This is a genomic window from Pectobacterium parmentieri, assembly GCF_001742145.1.
In the GTDB taxonomy this organism is placed as follows: domain Bacteria; phylum Pseudomonadota; class Gammaproteobacteria; order Enterobacterales; family Enterobacteriaceae; genus Pectobacterium; species Pectobacterium parmentieri.
In genome coordinates this window covers 3,797,268-3,815,440 of record NZ_CP015749.1, presented here as the reverse complement: position 1 = coordinate 3,815,440, position 18,173 = coordinate 3,797,268, and the positions used below count along the sequence as shown (strand labels likewise).

At 53.1% G+C, this 18,173-nt stretch carries 16 protein-coding genes, 1 tRNA gene, 1 rRNA gene and 1 riboswitch; of the genes, 9 read left to right on the top strand and 9 right to left on the bottom strand.

Annotated features, from left to right (window positions below):
- Positions 1–35 precede the first annotated feature (35 nt).
- Positions 36–1,472: an aminotransferase-like domain-containing protein gene (locus A8F97_RS17320; RefSeq protein ID WP_012822034.1), complete on the top strand. Its 1,437-nt coding sequence runs from the start codon at positions 36–38 to the stop codon at positions 1,470–1,472.
- Positions 1,473–1,855: 383 nt separating this feature from the next.
- Here A8F97_RS17320 and thiH read toward each other — a convergent pair whose 3' ends face one another.
- From thiH to A8F97_RS17285, 7 genes are all read right to left on the bottom strand, one after another.
- Positions 1,856–2,977 carry a 2-iminoacetate synthase ThiH gene (gene thiH / locus A8F97_RS17315; protein ID WP_025920387.1) on the bottom strand — a complete coding sequence of 374 codons (1,122 nt, stop codon included), beginning with the start codon at positions 2,975–2,977 and terminating at the stop codon, positions 1,856–1,858.
- Entirely contained in the window at positions 2,977–3,759 is a 783-nt protein-coding gene (locus tag A8F97_RS17310; protein WP_012822036.1) for a thiazole synthase, read from the bottom strand. Before A8F97_RS17310 ends, thiH begins: the two co-directional genes overlap by 1 nt.
- 1 nt (position 3,760) lies before the next feature.
- Positions 3,761–3,961 (bottom strand): sulfur carrier protein ThiS, encoded by a 201-nt coding sequence (gene thiS, locus A8F97_RS17305; protein ID WP_014698484.1) that lies wholly within the window; start codon positions 3,959–3,961, stop codon positions 3,761–3,763.
- A complete protein-coding gene (locus A8F97_RS17300) occupies positions 3,958–4,737 on the bottom strand; it encodes a HesA/MoeB/ThiF family protein (protein ID WP_033072327.1) in 780 nt (259 codons plus the stop codon). The genes thiS and A8F97_RS17300 overlap by 4 nt, the downstream gene beginning before the upstream one ends.
- Position 4,738: 1 nt before the next feature.
- The gene (gene thiE, locus A8F97_RS17295) at positions 4,739–5,380 is read right to left on the bottom strand and encodes a thiamine phosphate synthase (protein ID WP_033072326.1); all 642 of its coding nucleotides are present in this window, start codon (positions 5,378–5,380) and stop codon (positions 4,739–4,741) included.
- Positions 5,377–7,317 carry a phosphomethylpyrimidine synthase ThiC gene (thiC, locus tag A8F97_RS17290; RefSeq protein WP_033072325.1) on the bottom strand — a complete coding sequence of 647 codons (1,941 nt, stop codon included), beginning with the start codon at positions 7,315–7,317 and terminating at the stop codon, positions 5,377–5,379. The genes thiE and thiC overlap by 4 nt, the downstream gene beginning before the upstream one ends.
- A 113-nt stretch (positions 7,318–7,430) precedes the next feature.
- A riboswitch (TPP riboswitch) is annotated at positions 7,431–7,568 on the bottom strand.
- A gap of 122 nt (positions 7,569–7,690) precedes the next feature.
- A complete protein-coding gene (locus tag A8F97_RS17285) occupies positions 7,691–8,152 on the bottom strand; it encodes an Rsd/AlgQ family anti-sigma factor (RefSeq protein ID WP_012822041.1) in 462 nt (153 codons plus the stop codon).
- A gap of 108 nt (positions 8,153–8,260) precedes the next feature.
- On the opposite strand from A8F97_RS17285, the gene nudC reads away from it, so the two are divergent.
- The 6 genes from nudC to A8F97_RS17255 all read left to right on the top strand — a co-directional run bounded on the left by nudC (position 8,261) and on the right by A8F97_RS17255 (position 12,762).
- On the top strand, positions 8,261–9,043 hold the full coding sequence (gene nudC, locus A8F97_RS17280) for an NAD(+) diphosphatase (RefSeq protein ID WP_014698488.1): 783 nt from the start codon (positions 8,261–8,263) through the stop codon (positions 9,041–9,043).
- A 116-nt stretch (positions 9,044–9,159) separates the two neighbouring features.
- Positions 9,160–10,224 carry a uroporphyrinogen decarboxylase gene (hemE, locus tag A8F97_RS17275; protein ID WP_012822043.1) on the top strand — a complete coding sequence of 355 codons (1,065 nt, stop codon included), beginning with the start codon at positions 9,160–9,162 and terminating at the stop codon, positions 10,222–10,224.
- 15 nt (positions 10,225–10,239) lie between these two features.
- Positions 10,240–10,929: a deoxyribonuclease V gene (gene nfi, locus A8F97_RS17270; RefSeq protein WP_012822044.1), complete on the top strand. Its 690-nt coding sequence runs from the start codon at positions 10,240–10,242 to the stop codon at positions 10,927–10,929.
- Positions 10,930–11,006: 77 nt separating this feature from the next.
- Positions 11,007–11,597: a YjaG family protein gene (locus tag A8F97_RS17265; protein ID WP_005970303.1), complete on the top strand. Its 591-nt coding sequence runs from the start codon at positions 11,007–11,009 to the stop codon at positions 11,595–11,597.
- A gap of 204 nt (positions 11,598–11,801) precedes the next feature.
- Positions 11,802–12,074, top strand: a complete 273-nt coding sequence (gene hupA, locus A8F97_RS17260) for a nucleoid-associated protein HU-alpha (protein ID WP_005970302.1) — start codon at positions 11,802–11,804, stop codon at positions 12,072–12,074.
- A gap of 4 nt (positions 12,075–12,078) precedes the next feature.
- Positions 12,079–12,762, top strand: a complete 684-nt coding sequence (locus A8F97_RS17255; protein ID WP_014698489.1) for a DUF1481 domain-containing protein — start codon at positions 12,079–12,081, stop codon at positions 12,760–12,762.
- A 67-nt stretch (positions 12,763–12,829) separates the two neighbouring features.
- On the opposite strand, the gene purD is transcribed toward A8F97_RS17255, so the two are convergent.
- Together purD and purH are read right to left on the bottom strand one after the other, a co-directional pair.
- Entirely contained in the window at positions 12,830–14,116 is a 1,287-nt protein-coding gene (purD, locus tag A8F97_RS17250; protein ID WP_033072324.1) for a phosphoribosylamine--glycine ligase, read from the bottom strand.
- A gap of 17 nt (positions 14,117–14,133) precedes the next feature.
- The gene (purH, locus tag A8F97_RS17245; RefSeq protein ID WP_033072323.1) at positions 14,134–15,723 is read right to left on the bottom strand and encodes a bifunctional phosphoribosylaminoimidazolecarboxamide formyltransferase/IMP cyclohydrolase; all 1,590 of its coding nucleotides are present in this window, start codon (positions 15,721–15,723) and stop codon (positions 14,134–14,136) included.
- 604 nt (positions 15,724–16,327) lie between these two features.
- Here purH and A8F97_RS17240 point away from each other — a divergent pair.
- A 16S ribosomal RNA gene (locus A8F97_RS17240) occupies positions 16,328–17,870 on the top strand.
- Positions 17,871–18,010: 140 nt separating this feature from the next.
- A tRNA-Glu gene (locus A8F97_RS17235) sits at positions 18,011–18,086 on the top strand.
- Positions 18,087–18,173: the final 87 nt, after the last annotated feature.

The following is an 18,173-nucleotide window of genomic DNA, read 5'->3' as shown; positions in this document are numbered from 1 at the left end:
GTTATTGCTGTGAATAATGATAGGGAATGATACTGATGACACGTTATCAACACCTTGCTGGGTTGTTAGAGCAGCGGATCGAACAAGGGTTATATCAAAGTGGGGAACGTCTGCCTTCCGTTCGGGCACTCAGTACAGAACATGGTGTGAGCATCAGTACCGTCCAGCAAGCCTATCATCTGCTGGAAACCCGACAGTTGATTATGCCGCAGCCGCGTTCGGGATATTTTGTTACACCGCGCAAGGCAACGCCGCCTGTACCGGCGCTGACGCGTCCCGCTCAACGTCCGGTTGAAATCACTCAGTGGGAATCGGTGCTGGAGTTGGTGAACGTGCGTCTGGAGACTAACGTGCTGAAGTTTGGTAGCGGAATGCCAGATGTGAGCCAGCCGACTATAAAGCCGCTGTGGAAAGAGATGAGTCGTCTCTGCCAGTACCAGGATCCCCGGATCTTACAATATGACAGCGTATATGGCGTACCCGCGCTGCGTGAACAGATTGCCCGCCTTACCGTCGACTGCGGCTGCCAACTGACGCAAGATGATATTGTGATCACTACCGGATGTCAGGAAGCCTTATTTGTTGCGGTCCGTGCCGTTTGTCAGCCCGGCGACATCGTTGCTGTCGAGTCACCTGCTTTTCCGGGCACGATGCAGATCCTTCGTGGGCTGGATATCAAAGCGATCGAGATCCCAACCGATTCAGTGACGGGGATCAGCCTCGAAGCATTGAGGCTGGCGCTGGATCAATGGCCGATCAAAGCCGTACTTCTGGTTCCTAGCTGTAACAACCCGCTTGGCTTTATCATGCCTGATGCCCGCAAGAAATCACTGGTGACACTGGCACAGCACTTTGATATCGCGATTATCGAAGATGATGCCTATGGCGAGTTGGCCTATGAGTATCCGCGCCCCCGCGCCATAAAATCGTTTGATGAAGATGGACGCGTACTGTTGTGCAGTTCGTTTTCGAAGAATTTAGCGCCTGGTTTGCGCGTGGGTTGGATCGCCCCTGGGCGCTATCTGGAGCGTGTGATCCATACAAAATACATCAGTACGGGATCGACGGTGGTTCATCCTCAGCTAGCCGTGGCAGAATTTATTCGTCAGGGACACTATCAGCCTCACTTACGGCGCATGCGTGCCCAGTACAAAGCCAATCTGAGCACGTTTACCTGCTGGGTGCGTGAGTATTTTCCGTCCAATATTTGCGTCAGCCGCCCGCAAGGGGGGTTTTTGATGTGGATTGAACTGCCTGAATATTTTGATTCGCTTAAGCTCGCCCGTGAGGTCAGAAAAGCGGGTATACAGATAGCTGCGGGATCGCTATTTTCCGCTTCGGGGAAATACCGTAATTGTATTCGACTCAATTATGCCAATCGCTTTACGGAAGAGATGAGGGAAGGGCTGCGTATCGTGGGTAGTGAAGTCGCGAAGATGATGCATGCGCTTCCTGACCAGAACGCCCCTTGATGAATTTTAAGGAAGGGCCGATACGGGTAAGGATAAGCCCCGTATCGGCGGGTTGATGTGCAGAGCCGATAAGTGGCAATGGCTCCGGTCAACAGGCTCAGTCACACTCAGGCTTGCCAACGACACTACAGTATTCTTCGTCGAAGGCCGTGACGATAGGCCGAATGTCATATTGCATGGCGCTATCCTGAGAATATTGCTTTCTGTGTAATTCTCATTCCTGCCTGCGGGCGGTGTCCCAAATTATGCGTATCGCTCACACCGATCGCTTAACATCCGAGACACGAGGGCTACTACGGTGCGAGGTATCCCTGTGAGAACCTCATCCCCGTGTTTCCCTCTCACTTCTCGCTTAACTGACCACTATCTGGCGCATCGTCGCGCTACCTGCCTAAATAACCATCCCAGTCTTTCCACACTGGCTGGAGACCAGCACGCACGATGGCCTGCGCAACGTCTTCAGGACGTCGTGAATCATGCGGCGAGAACTGTTCCAGCTCGGGGTGGTTGTCGGCATATCCGCCCGGCTGGGTTTTGGAAAATGCACTGACGTTGTTAATCGCAATAGGAATGGCATGATCGCGAAAGAAAGGCGATTCACGCGTGGAGAGCGATAACTCAATATCTGGTGACAACAACCGGAATGCGCAAATCACCTGCATGAGTTGTGCTTCATCCATTAGAGATGCTGGTTCAATGCCGCCCGCACAGGGACGCAGGCGGGGGAATGAGATAGAATAACGGCTCTGCCAGTAGCTTTGCTGTAAGTGCAGCAGATGTTCCGCCACCATGTAGCAGTCGGTACGCCAGCTATTGGACAGGCCGATTAACGCGCCAAGCCCGATCTTATCGATCCCCGCGCGACCAAGCCGATCCGGCGTGGCGAGTCGCCAGTGGAAATCCTGCTTTTGTCCTTTTAGATGGTGCAACTGGTAAGTCGCAGGATGGTAGGTTTCCTGATAGACCATCACGCCATCCAGCCCCAGCGTTTTTAACTCAGCGTATTCATCCTGCGACAGCGGCTGGACTTCGATCATCAGTGAACTGAAGAGCGGTCGAATCAGCGGAAAGACGCGACGAAAATAATCCATTCCCACTTTGCGCTGATGCTCCCCGGTTACGAGCAGTAGGTGCGCAAACCCGAGTTCCTTGATAGCGGCGCATTCGCGTAGGATTTCCGCGTCATCCAGCGTTTTTCGCTTGATGTGATTGCTCATCGAAAAGCCGCAGTAGGTGCAGTCGTTGGAGCACAAGTTGGACAGATATAGCGGAACATAGAAGCTCACCGTATTACCAAAACGCTGGCGGGTGAGTTGCTGTGCCCGCTGGGCTAGCGGTTCCAGATAGGCGCTTGCGGCCGGTGAAATGAGCGCCATGAAGTCGTCGCGCGTCAGGTGTGGTGCAGTAAGCGCCAGTTCAACATCATGGGCTGTTTTACTGTTGATGCACAGCGTCAGGTCATCCCAGTCGAGCTGTTCCCAGACGGTTTGAAAATCGACGCTCATCACTCCGCTCCTTCCATTTGTCGATTTAGAAAACCGGTGAGTGGGCTGGTGGCGCTGGCGACAGATTGCTTATTTCCCAGCCCAGCCTGGCGAGCAAGCCCACCGGCATCGACGGCCAGCCGGAATGCGTGCGCCATCGCTACAGGGTCGCGAGCAACGGCAATTGCTGTATTGACCAGCACGGCATCGGCTCCCATTTCCAACGCGTCGGCCGCATGGCTTGGGGCACCAATGCCCGCGTCGACAATCACCGGAATGCGCGCTTGTTCGATGATGATGCGGAGAAAATCACGCGTTTGTAGCCCCTGATTGGAGCCAATTGGTGCACCGAGTGGCATCACCGCTGCGCAGCCGACTTCTTCCAGCCGTTTGCACAACACCGGGTCGGCACTGCAATAGGGCAGTACCGTGAAGCCCTCTTTTACCAGTTGTTCAGCGGCCTTTAGCGTTTCGATGGGATCGGGCAACAGGTATTTCACATCGGGGTGAATTTCCAGCTTCAGCCAGCGGGTACCCAATGCTTCACGCGCCAGTCGGGCCGCAAAAATAGCTTCGTCTGCGGTTTTGGCACCTGACGTATTCGGCAGCAGTTTAATACCAAGCTGGCGTAGCGGGGCGAGAATAGCATCGTTTCCACCATTCAGATCAACGCGCTTCATCGCCATAGTCACTAACTGTGAGCCGGAAGCCTTAAGTGCCGCCAGCATCAGTTCTGGCGTAGCGAATTTGCCGGTGCCGGTTAGCAGTCGTGACGTTAATATTGTATCGGCAATGTGCAGCATGTCATCCTCCCGCGATTGCCTGAAAAAGCAAAATATCATCACCGTTTTGTACCTGATGCAGTGACCAGGTGGCGCGCGGGATAATGGTCTGGTTGATGGCTAACGCCGTACCGGGCTGAAATCGATTTATCTGGTTCAGCAGCGTCTCAACCGTAATAGCCTCTGGACATTCAAAGGGCTCATCATTCAGCGTGATTTTCATGCTACGCCCCCGCATACCGGGCAATGAGGTGAACGCGTCAGTTGGAGTGTGTTCCAGCTCTGCTGTTTGCCATTGAACATTCTCAGCTTTCCGTCCAGCGCGGACGGCATCCCCGCCAGCAGTTTGATTGCCTCCAACGCCTGAAGTGTGCCAATCACGCCGACTATTGGGCCAAGCACGCCCGCAGTACGACAGTTGCGCTGCGGTTCGGCGGTATCCGGATACAGGCAGGCGTAGCAGCCAGACTGATAAGGCGGCATGAAGACTGCAAGCTGGCCGCTGAAACCGACGGCGCTACCGCTGATCAACGGTTTGCCGGCACCTACGCAGGCGGCGTTAACCGCATGACGGGTTGTCATGTTGTCGCTGCAATCCAGTACCAGATCGACGCGGCTGACGGCGTGGTGTAACGCGTCACCGCTTAGCCTTTCGGTGAGTGCTATTGCTTCTGAGTACGGATTTAATGCCTGTAGCTGACGCTGTGCCAACACCGCTTTGGGCTTGTCAGTGTCGCTGGTGCGATACAGAATCTGGCGTTGCAGGTTGCTGATATGCAGCGAGTCATCGTCAGCAAGTAGCAGCGTGCCGACCCCTGCTGCGGCCAGATAGAGCGACGCGGGGGAACCCAGTCCACCGAGCCCTACCAGCAGAACGCGGGCGGCTTTGAGTTTCTCCTGACCTTCCGGGCCAATATCTTCCAGCATCAGTTGGCGGCTGTAGCGCATGAACTCGCTATCGCTCAGTCCCGCAGGCGTTGGATGGGGATTCGTTACCATGTCATGCCTCCCGTCCTTCAACTATCCTGAGCAGCGTCGCGGTTGCTTGCCGCCAGTCTGCTGCCTGCGTAATGGCGCTGACGACGGCAATGCTGCCGACGCCCGTCGCCAGCACAGCAGGCACTTTGTCGATGCTGATACCGCCAATCGCCACGGTGGGAAAACGGTCTTGTAGATCGGAGATGTGTCGGGTCAGTTCGGCTAACCCTTGCGGTGCGGAAGGCATGTCTTTGGTTTGCGTGGGGAAAATATGCCCCAGTGCGATGTAGGACGGATTTATCGCCACCGCACGTGCCAGTTCACGATCGTCGTGTGTGGAGACGCCTAAGCGCAGGCCTGCTTGTTTAATCGCAGCCAGATCGGCGGTATCCAGATCTTCCTGGCCCAGATGTACGCCGTACGCCTGATGTTTTACGGCCAATTTCCAATAGTCATTAATGAAGAGCTGCGCCTGATAACGCCGACCCAAGGCGATCGCTTGGATCACATCGGCTTCGGCTTGTTCATCTGACCGATCTTTGATTCTTAGCTGGATCGTTTTAACCCCGACACCAAGCAGACGTTCGACCCACTCCACGCTATCGACAACGGGATAGAGCCCCAGCCGTTGTGCCGTCGGGGCAAAAGGCATTAAATCCGTCATTGGTTTTCCTCGGCTGGCAGGCTGGTGGCGCTGTGATAAAGCTCGCTGCCGCGAGAGCGGAATTCCTGTGACATCTGTGCCATTCCGACTTCAATCGGTTTGGCTTCCGCTTCCTGTTTCGCGGCGTAATCGCGTACTTCCTGTGAGATTTTCATCGAGCAGAATTTAGGGCCGCACATGGAACAGAAATGGGCGACTTTGCCAGATTCCTGCGGCAGCGTTTCATCGTGGTAGGCCCGTGCCGTTTGGGGATCGAGCGCCAGATTAAACTGATCTTCCCAGCGGAATTCGAAGCGGGCTTTCGACATAGCGTTATCACGGATTTGCGCCCCGGGATGACCTTTCGCCAAGTCGGCGGCGTGGGCGGCGATCTTGTAGGTAATCAGTCCCTGTTTGACATCTTCTTTGTTCGGCAAACCGAGATGCTCTTTCGGCGTCACGTAGCAGAGCATTGCACAGCCGAACCAGCCGATCATGGCGGCACCGATACCAGAGGTAAAGTGATCGTAACCCGGTGCGATATCGGTGGTCAGCGGGCCGAGCGTATAGAATGGTGCTTCGTGGCAGTGCTCCAACTCTTCGGTCATGTTGCGGCGGATCATCTGCATCGGAACGTGGCCGGGGCCTTCGATCATCACCTGTACGTCGTATTCCCAGGCGATTTTGGTTAGCTCTCCCAGCGTATGCAGCTCGGCGAACTGAGCTTCGTCGTTGGCATCCTGAATGGAGCCTGGGCGTAACCCGTCACCCAGCGACAGCGCGACGTCATAAGCGGCGCAGATTTCACAAATTTCACGGAAGTGTTCGTACAGGAAGCTCTCTTTGTGATGCGACAGACACCACTTCGCCATGATGGAACCCCCGCGTGAGACGATGCCAGTCAGGCGTTTGGCCGTCAGCGGTACGTAGCGCAGCAGTACGCCCGCGTGGATAGTGAAATAGTCCACTCCTTGCTCAGCCTGCTCCAGCAGCGTATCGCGGAACATTTCCCAGTTCAGGTTTTCTGCCATGCCATTCACTTTTTCCAGTGCCTGATAGATCGGCACCGTCCCAATGGGCACCGGGCTGTTGCGCAGGATCCACTCGCGGGTTTCGTGAATATAGCGGCCAGTTGAGAGGTCCATCACTGTATCCGCACCCCAGCGGGTAGACCAGACCAGCTTTTCCACCTCTTCTTCGATGGAGGATGTCACCGCGGAATTACCGATATTGGCGTTCACCTTCACCAGAAAATTGCGCCCGATAATCATCGGCTCCGACTCGGGGTGGTTGATGTTTGAAGGAATAATGGCGCGCCCGGCGGCCACTTCCTGACGGACAAACTCCGGCGTGATGTTTTCCGGCAGGAGGGCACCGAAACTTTGCCCAGGATGCTGCTGGCGCAGCACTTCACCGCGAATGCGTTCGCGTCCCATATTTTCGCGAATGGCGATAAATTCCATTTCCGGGGTAATTATCCCCTGCCGTGCATAGTGAAGCTGGGTGACGCGTTTGCCCGCTTTGGCACGTAAAGGCCGTGGCAAATGCTCGAAGCGCAGATGATCCAGACCCGCATCTGCCAGACGTTGCTGGGTAAAATCGGAGCTAACGCCGGATAACGCTTCGGTGTCGTGACGCTCTGCAATCCAGTTGGCGCGTAGCTTCGCTAACCCAACGCGGACATCGGGTTGGGCTGCGGGATCGCCATACGGCCCTGACGTATCGTAAACCGGGATCGGCTCATTAGGTTCGTATTGGGGATTGTCTTTGCCGCCGCCGAGTAGCGTCGGGCTGAGCTGAATTTCACGCATCGGTACGGCGATGTCGTCGCGCGAGCCTGCAAGGTAAATGCGTTGGGAATTGGGAAAGGCGGTTCCCTGTAAGGTTTCAATAAACTGTTGGGCGGCGGCGCGTTGCTCACGGCGGCCTGATTTGGACAGCACTGGTTCTGTAGACATAGCAAGTTCCTGTAAGACGTAAAGGGAAGATTGCTTGTCTGGAGCCGGAGGGAGTAATAATGATATTGAGCATCAGAGCAGGTATATAGAAATACGCAGCCGTGAGCTTAATGAAGTGCATTACTCTTGTTCCCTTCGCAGGTATTAACCCGATCAGGTTCCGCGGATCCCGAATTAACGGTCTCAGCCTGTGCACTTATAGGTTCCGTAAAAACGAAACACAAGCACGCTAGGCACTCCGACAAGATTTGCCCGTCTGTTAGACGGGTCAATAAAACCCCTACACTGTATGACGGCAAAACGCGGATGTCAAAGCGTGCCGCTTTTGCCTGTACAGCGTGTGATGATGTTCTTAAATAACGACAAATGACGACTAGTTATCGTAAACCTGCGTAATCATGTTGTCTTCTAACGTAAAACGCTCTTCTAATGCTTCGCCGACGCTGGAAAGTGCCTGCTGGAATTCAAGACAGTTATCATCATCGATAGCGGCTGCCAGATGGCTATCGTAAAACGTCATGATTTGCTGTGTATTGTTTTGCAGGGCGAGGTCGAGTTGTGTGGAAAGCGCTAATACTTGTTCGCTGTGGGTCGCTGCTTCATGCAGCATCTTTTCGTATAAATGAAAGTGGCCGGTAGAAAGATAGTCCACCAGATTCTGGCAAAAATGATCCAATGCTTCTTCATCCAAAAGAGAAAGCGCTTCCTTGTTCGGCTTGATGCCAACCAGATGATAGTAAGCCACCAGAAGCTGCTTACGCGCTTGTAGCCATTGGTCGATTAACGCATTATTGCCACCAACGTATTCAGTCAGACTTTGTAGCTGGTTTAGCATTGTTGACTCCGTGAACGGTAAGAAATAACTGAAATCCCAGTTATAAAACTTATGTAATCACTCTGAATGTAAAATGCCAGTGAAGTGGCAATGGAGCAATAAAAAGATATGGAACAGACGCTAAAAGGTGATGAAACCGGCTGGTGGATAGTTAGCGATGCGATACAAATTTGGCTTCCCCAAGGGGAATTGCCACGCGGAACGGCTATAGAGTGGTCGTTGCAAGGGAAAGTGGCTCGCCAGATTGGCGAATGGCAAGGGCAGCCTGCCTGGCTGGTGTGCCAGGGGCGGGATACGGGTATGGCGTCCGTTCGCCAATTGCTCGATCAAGACGTGGGCTTATTCCAACTGGCGGGGCGAGGCGTGCAGTTGGCTGAATTCTATCGCTCCCATCGTTTTTGCGGTTACTGTGGCCATGAAATGGTGCAGAGCAAAACGGAGTTGGCGTGCTTATGCGGCCACTGCAAAGAACGTTATTATCCGCAGATCGCCCCCTGCATCATTGTCGCGATTCGCCGTGGCAAGGAGATTTTGCTGGCGCAGCACAATCGGCATCGCGGAAACATGTACACCGTGCTGGCTGGATTTGTAGAAGTGGGCGAAACGCTAGAACAGACGGTCGTGCGTGAGGTGATGGAAGAGAGCCAAATTCAGATAAAAAACCTGCGTTATGTAAGTTCGCAGCCTTGGCCATTCCCTCATTCACTGATGATGGCGTTTGTGGCGGATTATGCGGGGGGAGAAATCAAGCACGATCCGAAAGAGCTGCGTGACGCGGGTTGGTTCCGCTATGACCAACTCCCACAGTTGCCTCCGCTGGGCACCGTGGCCCGTCGACTTATCGAGGATACCGTGGTGTTGTGCCGCGCTTATCACGAGAACGAAGGCTGACGTGGTACTATTTGCGCCATTAATGTATTGGTTTCATAACACGTTCGTTTTATAACGCATCCGCTTCATCACATCTATCTGGTGTAGAACCGCCGTGAGGCTGAAAGGAAGAGAACATGACCGACCTGAAAAACGATCGCTATTTGCGGGCGTTATTGCGCCAACCTGTTGATGTCACCCCTGTGTGGATGATGCGTCAGGCGGGGCGTTATCTACCGGAATATAAGGCAACGCGTGCGCAGGCGGGTGATTTTATGTCACTGTGCAAAAATGCAGAGTTGGCATGTGAAGTCACGCTACAACCTTTACGGCGTTATGCGCTGGATGCGGCGATCCTGTTTTCCGACATTCTCACTATCCCTGATGCCATGGGCTTAGGGCTCTACTTTGAAGCGGGGGAAGGTCCGCGCTTTCACTCTCCCATCACCTCTCATGCTGATGTCGTTAAACTGCCTGTTCCCGATCCAGAACAGGAACTCGGTTATGTGATGAACGCAGTGCGGACGATCCGCAAAAACCTTGCTGGTGAAGTGCCGCTTATCGGCTTCTCGGGCAGTCCGTGGACGCTGGCGACCTATATGGTGGAGGGCGGTAGCAGCAAAGCGTTTACCGTCATCAAGAAAATGATGTTCGCTGAACCTAAAACGCTGCACCTGTTGTTGGATAAGCTGGCTGATAGCGTCATTCTTTATCTTAATGCGCAAATTCGCGCGGGTGCGCAGGCCGTGATGGTATTCGATACCTGGGGTGGTGCGCTGAGCGGACGCGACTACAAAGAGTTCTCCCTGCGTTACATGCATAAAATTGTTGATGGTTTGCAGCGTGAGAATGAAGGCCGCCGTGTGCCCGTAACGCTCTTCACCAAAGGCGGAGGCCAGTGGCTGGAGGCAATGGCGGAAACAGGCTGCGACGCGCTGGGGCTGGACTGGACGAGTGATATCGCCGACGCACGCCGCCGCGTAGGCGATAAAGTGGCGCTACAGGGAAATATGGATCCCTCAATGCTGTATGCCGATCCAGCGCGGATCGAACAGGAAGTGGCATCGATCCTCGCTGAATTTGGACAAGGTGACGGCCATGTTTTCAATCTGGGCCACGGCATTCATCAAGACGTGCCACCGGAACATGCAGGCGTTTTTGTTGAGGCGGTGCATCGGTTATCCCGCCCTTATCACGCATGATTCACAGGAGGTGATGTGATTGATACACAACGGCTGCGAGCTGAGCAGTTGGCTCGTGCTTCTGATGTGATTCGGCACGATGATTTACCTTTTGAGCAGCCTGCATTTATCGCGGGTGCGGATGTTGGCTTTGAGCAAGAAGGCTCGGTAACGCGCGCCGCGATTGCGGTAATGCGCTATCCTTCGTTGGAACTGGTAGAATACAAGATTGCGCGCATCAGCACGACGATGCCTTATATCCCCGGTTTTCTTTCGTTTCGCGAATGCCCCGGGCTGTTAGCTGCGTGGGCGTTGCTTGAACAGAAACCGGATCTGCTGTTTGTCGATGGGCATGGGATTTCCCACCCACGTCGTCTCGGCGTTGCCAGCCATTTTGGTCTGCTCGTTGACGTTCCCACGATTGGCGTGGCGAAAAGTCGGCTTTGTGGCCGGTTTGAGCCGTTGGCGGAGAGTGTTGGCAGTCGGCAGCCGTTGTTGGATAAGGGCGAGCAAATTGGTTGGGTATGGCGCAGCAAAGCACGCTGTAACCCGCTATTTGTAGCGACGGGGCATCGTGTCAGTCAGGATAGCGCATTGCACTGGGTACAATGTTGCATGCGTGGTTACCGTTTACCGGAACCGACCCGCTGGGCTGATGCTGTCGCATCGAATCGTCCCGCATTTGTGCGTTGGCAGCGGCTGCAAGCGGCTAGCGTATTGTCGTAAAACTTTAGGAATTCAGGCATAGGGCGTCACTGTGATTTCAGGTACACTGCCGTCCGTCGCCGTTAATGAGCATAAAAATGTTACGTAACCCCATTCATTTACGTCTGGAAAAGCTGGCGAGCTGGCAACATGTCACTTTCATGGCATGTCTTTGTGAACGTATGTATCCAAACTACCACGAGTTTTGTCGTCAAACAGAATTCGGAGACGCGATGGTTTACCGCCGTATTCTCGATTTGGTATGGGAAACATTGGTTGTTAAAGATGCGAAAGTCAATTTCGACAACCAGTTGGAAAAGCTGGAAGAAGCGGTTCCCGCTGCTGAAGATTACGATCTTTACGGGGTCTATCCAGCTATTGATGCCTGCATCGCACTGGGCGAGCTGATTCATTCGCGTTTAAGCGGTGAAACACTGGAACATGCGATAGCCATCAGCGAAGCGTCTATCCGTACAGTTGCTATGTTGGAAATGACGCAGGCTGGCAAAGAAATGACCGACGACGAGCTAAAGGTTTTGCCTGCGATTGAAGAAGAATGGGACATTCAATGGGAGATTTTTCGCCTGTTGGCGGCCTGTGAAGAACGCGACATTGAGCTGATCAAAGGGCTCCGTTCCGATCTGCGCGAGGCCGGAAGTAGTAACATCGGGATAAATTTGCATCAATAACGCGATAAAACGTGATTTAAGGCCTGAAATGGCCTGTCTTTAGGCTTCACATTCGCACCCTGTCTGGTCTACATTTGGGGGGCGTAAAAAAAGTGGCTGTCGGTGCGTGTATGCAGGAGAGTGCTACTACACCCAAAAACGGGAAAGGGCATATCCGTCGCACTCGATGCTTAGCAAGCGATAAACACACTGTAAGGATAACTTATGAATAAGACTCAACTGATTGATGTAATTGCGGACAAAGCTGATCTGTCAAAGGCACAGGCTAAAGCAGCTCTGGAATCAACTCTGGCGGCAATTACCGAGTCTCTGAAAGAAGGTGATGCAGTACAATTAGTTGGTTTTGGTACGTTTAAAGTCAACCATCGTAATGAGCGCACTGGCCGCAACCCACAAACCGGTAAAGAAATCAAAATTGCTGCTGCCAACGTGCCAGCGTTTGTTTCTGGTAAGGCTCTGAAAGACGCTGTTAAATAAGCCCATGCCGGTTAAAGGTTTAAGCAGAGGGGCGTTTTCGCCCCTTTTGCTTTTACGACGTTTATGTGGCGCAGGCCTCGTACTTATTTCAGTGGTAGCCTGCAGTAGCCGCACTGCACCGCCGGACGTTTTCTCCAGCGGTTACGTTGCCGATCGTGGCATCGTGCGTATCTGGCGTAAGGATGATGCGCAGAATACGACGGCGCTGACCACCGTGTATAACCCGCTTCAGGGCAATGCTCTCGTGGTGACTCGCTATACATTCCAGCAGGATAAACTACGCGAAATACAGCGTAATCAGCTCGGTGCACAACAAGAAGATATGCGCTTACGCTTTGCTGAAGATGGAACCGTCAGCTTTATGCAGCGGCAGCTTGCCGAAAGACGTGAATCGGTTTCCGATGATGATGTCGCGCTCTACCAGTTTGATGCTAAGCGCATGCTGGAATTGAGCGATGTCCTGCGTGCAGGCAAGGTGGTGTTAAAGCAAGGGAAATGGCTGGAAGGGCCGGTGCAGTCTTGTGACGGCACGGTGGTTCGCCCTGACTTTGACAACGACTCGCGTGAATGGATCGCGCAGCAAAAAACGCATGCCACACGTCCGCTAAACGTGGCGTGGCTGGAAGCACCAGAAGGAACACAGCTATTGCTAGTAGTGGAAGATGACGTCTGCCAGTGGCAGCCATAGCTATAAAAAACCCGGATTTCTCCGGGCTTCAGTATTTATCAGACAATCGTTATCGGACCATCTCTAATCAGGCTTGCTCGCGCTCAATGGCACGGTAGCCGATGTCTTTGCGACAGAATACCTCTTGCCACTGAATACCTGCGGCTATTTCATACGCGCGTTGTTGTGCTTCAGCCACGGTATTACCCAATGCTGTGACGCACAGTACTCGCCCGCCGTTGGTAACGACATTAATCCCATTCAGCTTGGTGCCAGCATGGAAAACTTTGCCATCTTCTGCATCCTGCTGCGGTAAACCAGAAATCACATCGCCGGTATTGTAGTCAGATGGGTAACCGCCTGCGGCCAATACCACGCCCAGAGACGGACGTTCATCCCAGACTGAATCTTTCTGACCCAACGTTCCGTCACAGCCTGCCAGACACAGTTCCACCAGATCGGAGCGCAGGCGCAGCATAATTGGCTGTGTTTCTGGATCGCCAAAGCGACAGTTGAATTCGATCACTTTTGGTTGGCCATCGGCAGAAATCATCAGACCGGCATACAAGAAACCAACGTAGGTATTTCCCTCTGCGGCCATGCCGTTCACGGTCGGCCAAATAACCTGATCCATCACGCGCTGGTGGATTTCATCGGTCACGACCGGTGCTGGCGAATAAGCGCCCATACCACCAGTATTCGGGCCCGTATCTTTATCCCCAACGCGTTTATGATCCTGACTGGTTGCCATCGGTAGCACATTCTTGCCGTCCACCATAACGATGAAGCTTGCTTCTTCACCATCAAGGAACTCTTCTACCACGATACGGTGTCCGGCATCGCCGAATGCATTACCTGCCAGCATATCCTGAATGGCGTTTTCGGCTTCCTGCAACGTCATGGCAACAATCACGCCTTTACCTGCGGCTAATCCGTCTGCCTTGATGACGATAGGTGCGCCTTTGCTGCGTACATAGGCTAGCGCTGGTTCCACTTCGGTGAAATTCTGGTATTCCGCCGACGGGATGTTATGGCGTGCCAGAAAATCTTTAGTAAAGGCCTTAGAACCCTCTAATTGTGCTGCGGCCTGTGACGGGCCAAAGATTTTTAGACCTGCGCTCTGAAACGCATCCACAACCCCGATAACTAACGGCGTTTCTGGGCCAACGATGGTTAAATCGATGTGGTTTTCCTGGGCAAAGGCGACTAACGCCGGAATATCGGTTGCGGCGATATCGATGTTGGTCAGCGCGGGTTCAAGCGCGGTGCCCGCGTTTCCCGGAGCAACATAAACCTGTTTTGCCAGCGGTGACTGTGCAGCTTTCCACGCTAGCGCGTGCTCGCGTCCGCCATTACCAATTACTAAAATGTTCATTTCGGTCAGCTCCAGAATTAATGGCGGAAGTGGCGCATGTCGGTAAAGATCATCGCAATGCCGTGTTCGTTGGCGGCGGCAATGACTTCATCATCACGGATAGAGCCGCCCGGTTGGATCACGCAGGTAATGCCAACGGCAGCGGCGGCATCAATACCATCGCGGAATGGGAAGAATGCATCGGAGGCCATGGCGGAACCTTTGACTTCCAGCCCTTCATCGCCCGCTTTGATTCCGGCGATTTTCGCGGAGTAAACGCGGCTCATCTGACCGGCACCTATCCCGATGGTCATGTTGTCACGTGCGTACACAATCGCATTGGATTTAACGAACTTAGCCACTTTCCAGCAGAAGAGGGCATCGCGTAATTCCTGCTCGCTCGGCTGGCGCTCGGTCACGACACGCAGTTGAGACGCATCGACCATACCCAAATCGCGATCCTGTACCAACAAACCGCCGTTGACGCGTTTGAAGTCCAGAGCCGGAACGCGTTGCAGCCAGCTACCGCTGGTCAGGACACGCACGTTTTGTTTGGCTGCGGTAACCTTCAAAGCAGCCTCGCTGGCGGATGGCGCAATAATGACTTCGACAAACTGACGGCTGATGATGGCCTGTGCCGTTTCTTCATCCAGTTCGCGGTTGAAGGCGATAATGCCGCCGAATGCGGATGTCGGGTCGGTTTTATAGGCGCGTTCGTAGGCATCAAGAATTGAGCCGCTAATCGCGACACCACACGGATTCGCGTGTTTAACGATAACGCAGGCTGGCTCGGCAAATTCCTTCACACACTCCAGTGCAGCATCGGTATCGGCGATGTTGTTATAAGACAGCGCCTTGCCTTGTAACTGTATAGAAGTGGCGACCGAGGCCTCGCGAATATTCTCTTCTATATAGAAGGCCGCTTGCTGATGGCTGTTCTCGCCGTAGCGCATGTCCTGCTTTTTGATATAGTTCAGGTTCAACGTGCGCGGGAAGTGGCCAGATGGCTTATCGGTATCACCGTGGTAAGGCGGAACCAGTGCGCCAAAGTAGTTGGCAATCATACTGTCATATGCGGCGGTGTGTTCGAAGGCTTTAATGGCTAAATCGAAACGGGTTTCGTAGGTCAATGAACCTTCGTTGGCGTCGATTTCATTAATAATAGTGTTGTAGTCACTGCTCTTAACCACGATAGCGACGTCTTTATGGTTCTTGGCGGCGGAGCGTACCATCGTCGGGCCACCGATATCGATGTTCTCAACGGCATCTTCTAACGTGCAGTTCTCACGGGCGACGGTCTGAGCAAACGGGTACAGGTTCACAACAACGATATCGATCGGCTTGATGTCGTGCTGCGCCATGATCGCATCATCCTGATCGCGCCGTCCCAGAATGCCGCCGTGTACTTTCGGGTGCAGGGTCTTTACTCGCCCATCCATCATTTCCGGGAAACCGGTGTAGTCGGAGACTTCTGTCACGGCTAAGCCAGCATCAGCCAGCAAACGGGCGGTTCCGCCCGTTGAAAGGAGCTCGACGCCACGGTGGGACAGAGCTTGAGCAAATTCGACAATACCTGCTTTGTCAGAAACGCTGAGCAGAGCGCGGCGAATTGGACGACGTTGTTGCATGATGGTGTTATCCCCTGGATTTGGGTAGTCAGTAAAGAACGGTATGTGAATATCGTCTTTGTCAGAGCAATGATTGCGGAATAAAGAGAAATATTCAGTTAGCGTTCGCAAAAATACGACGATTTTGAATGGGGTGAATTGTAGCGAAAACGTTTGCGTGATGCTCGTCAATTTTTGAGTAGAATGCTTTCTGTGGATAAGTTTGTGCAAAAATAGGTATAAGGTGGGGTTTTGCTGTGGAATGCAGCAAACAGTCATTTTTCTTTAAAATACCTATTGCGGCAGGTCGAGAAGTCCCTATAATGCGCCTCCATCGACACGGCGCTGTGACTCACAACCGGGTCGATAAAGAAAGAGAAAACGCTTTAAAATAAACGTTGACTCTGAAGGTGATAAGCGTAACATACGCCACCTCGCGAAGCGGATAAGACCGCAACGCACTGCTCTTTAACAATATAATCAGACAATCTGTGTGGGCACTCACAAGACCGTATCTTAACGATATAAAAAGTCTTGAAGAGTGAACAACAGTGAAATTCATTACGAATAAACAGTTTTAATTCTTTGAGCATCGCTGACGAGTTCAGCAAATCAAACAAATCTTAAATTGAAGAGTTTGATCATGGCTCAGATTGAACGCTGGCGGCAGGCCTAACACATGCAAGTCGAGCGGTAGCACAGAAGAGCTTGCTCTTCGGGTGACGAGCGGCGGACGGGTGAGTAATGTCTGGGAAACTGCCTGATGGAGGGGGATAACTACTGGAAACGGTAGCTAATACCGCATAACGTCTTCGGACCAAAGAGGGGGACCTTCGGGCCTCTTGCCATCGGATGTGCCCAGATGGGATTAGCTAGTAGGTGAGGTAATGGCTCACCTAGGCGACGATCCCTAGCTGGTCTGAGAGGATGACCAGCCACACTGGAACTGAGACACGGTCCAGACTCCTACGGGAGGCAGCAGTGGGGAATATTGCACAATGGGCGCAAGCCTGATGCAGCCATGCCGCGTGTGTGAAGAAGGCCTTCGGGTTGTAAAGCACTTTCAGCGGGGAGGAAGGCGATAAGGTTAATAACCTTGTCGATTGACGTTACCCGCAGAAGAAGCACCGGCTAACTCCGTGCCAGCAGCCGCGGTAATACGGAGGGTGCAAGCGTTAATCGGAATGACTGGGCGTAAAGCGCACGCAGGCGGTCTGTTAAGTTGGATGTGAAATCCCCGGGCTTAACCTGGGAACTGCATTCAAAACTGACAGGCTAGAGTCTTGTAGAGGGGGGTAGAATTCCAGGTGTAGCGGTGAAATGCGTAGAGATCTGGAGGAATACCGGTGGCGAAGGCGGCCCCCTGGACAAAGACTGACGCTCAGGTGCGAAAGCGTGGGGAGCAAACAGGATTAGATACCCTGGTAGTCCACGCTGTAAACGATGTCGACTTGGAGGTTGTGCCCTTGAGGCGTGGCTTCCGGAGCTAACGCGTTAAGTCGACCGCCTGGGGAGTACGGCCGCAAGGTTAAAACTCAAATGAATTGACGGGGGCCCGCACAAGCGGTGGAGCATGTGGTTTAATTCGATGCAACGCGAAGAACCTTACCTACTCTTGACATCCACAGAATTCGGTAGAGATACCTTAGTGCCTTCGGGAACTGTGAGACAGGTGCTGCATGGCTGTCGTCAGCTCGTGTTGTGAAATGTTGGGTTAAGTCCCGCAACGAGCGCAACCCTTATCCTTTGTTGCCAGCGAGTAATGTCGGGAACTCAAAGGAGACTGCCGGTGATAAACCGGAGGAAGGTGGGGATGACGTCAAGTCATCATGGCCCTTACGAGTAGGGCTACACACGTGCTACAATGGCGTATACAAAGAGAAGCGATCTCGCGAGAGCAAGCGGACCTCATAAAGTACGTCGTAGTCCGGATTGGAGTCTGCAACTCGACTCCATGAAGTCGGAATCGCTAGTAATCGTAGATCAGAATGCTACGGTGAATACGTTCCCGGGCCTTGTACACACCGCCCGTCACACCATGGGAGTGGGTTGCAAAAGAAGTAGGTAGCTTAACCTTCGGGAGGGCGCTTACCACTTTGTGATTCATGACTGGGGTGAAGTCGTAACAAGGTAACCGTAGGGGAACCTGCGGTTGGATCACCTCCTTACCAAAAAGATGTGTGTTAAGTGAAGTGCTCACACAGATTGTCTGATGAAAATACTGAGCAAGCGCACCTGTTGATGTCATGAGTGTAGACTCATGCTGACGCGATAGTGCCGAATTTCTGATTCGGTACGGATTTTTCGTGTCCCCATCGTCTAGAGGCCTAGGACACTGCCCTTTCACGGCTGTAACAGGGGTTCGAATCCCCTTGGGGACGCCAATCCGATAATGAGTGAAAGACATTATCACCGAATATCTTAAAGATGATTCTTTGGAGTCATGTTTACGATATTGCTCTTTAACAATC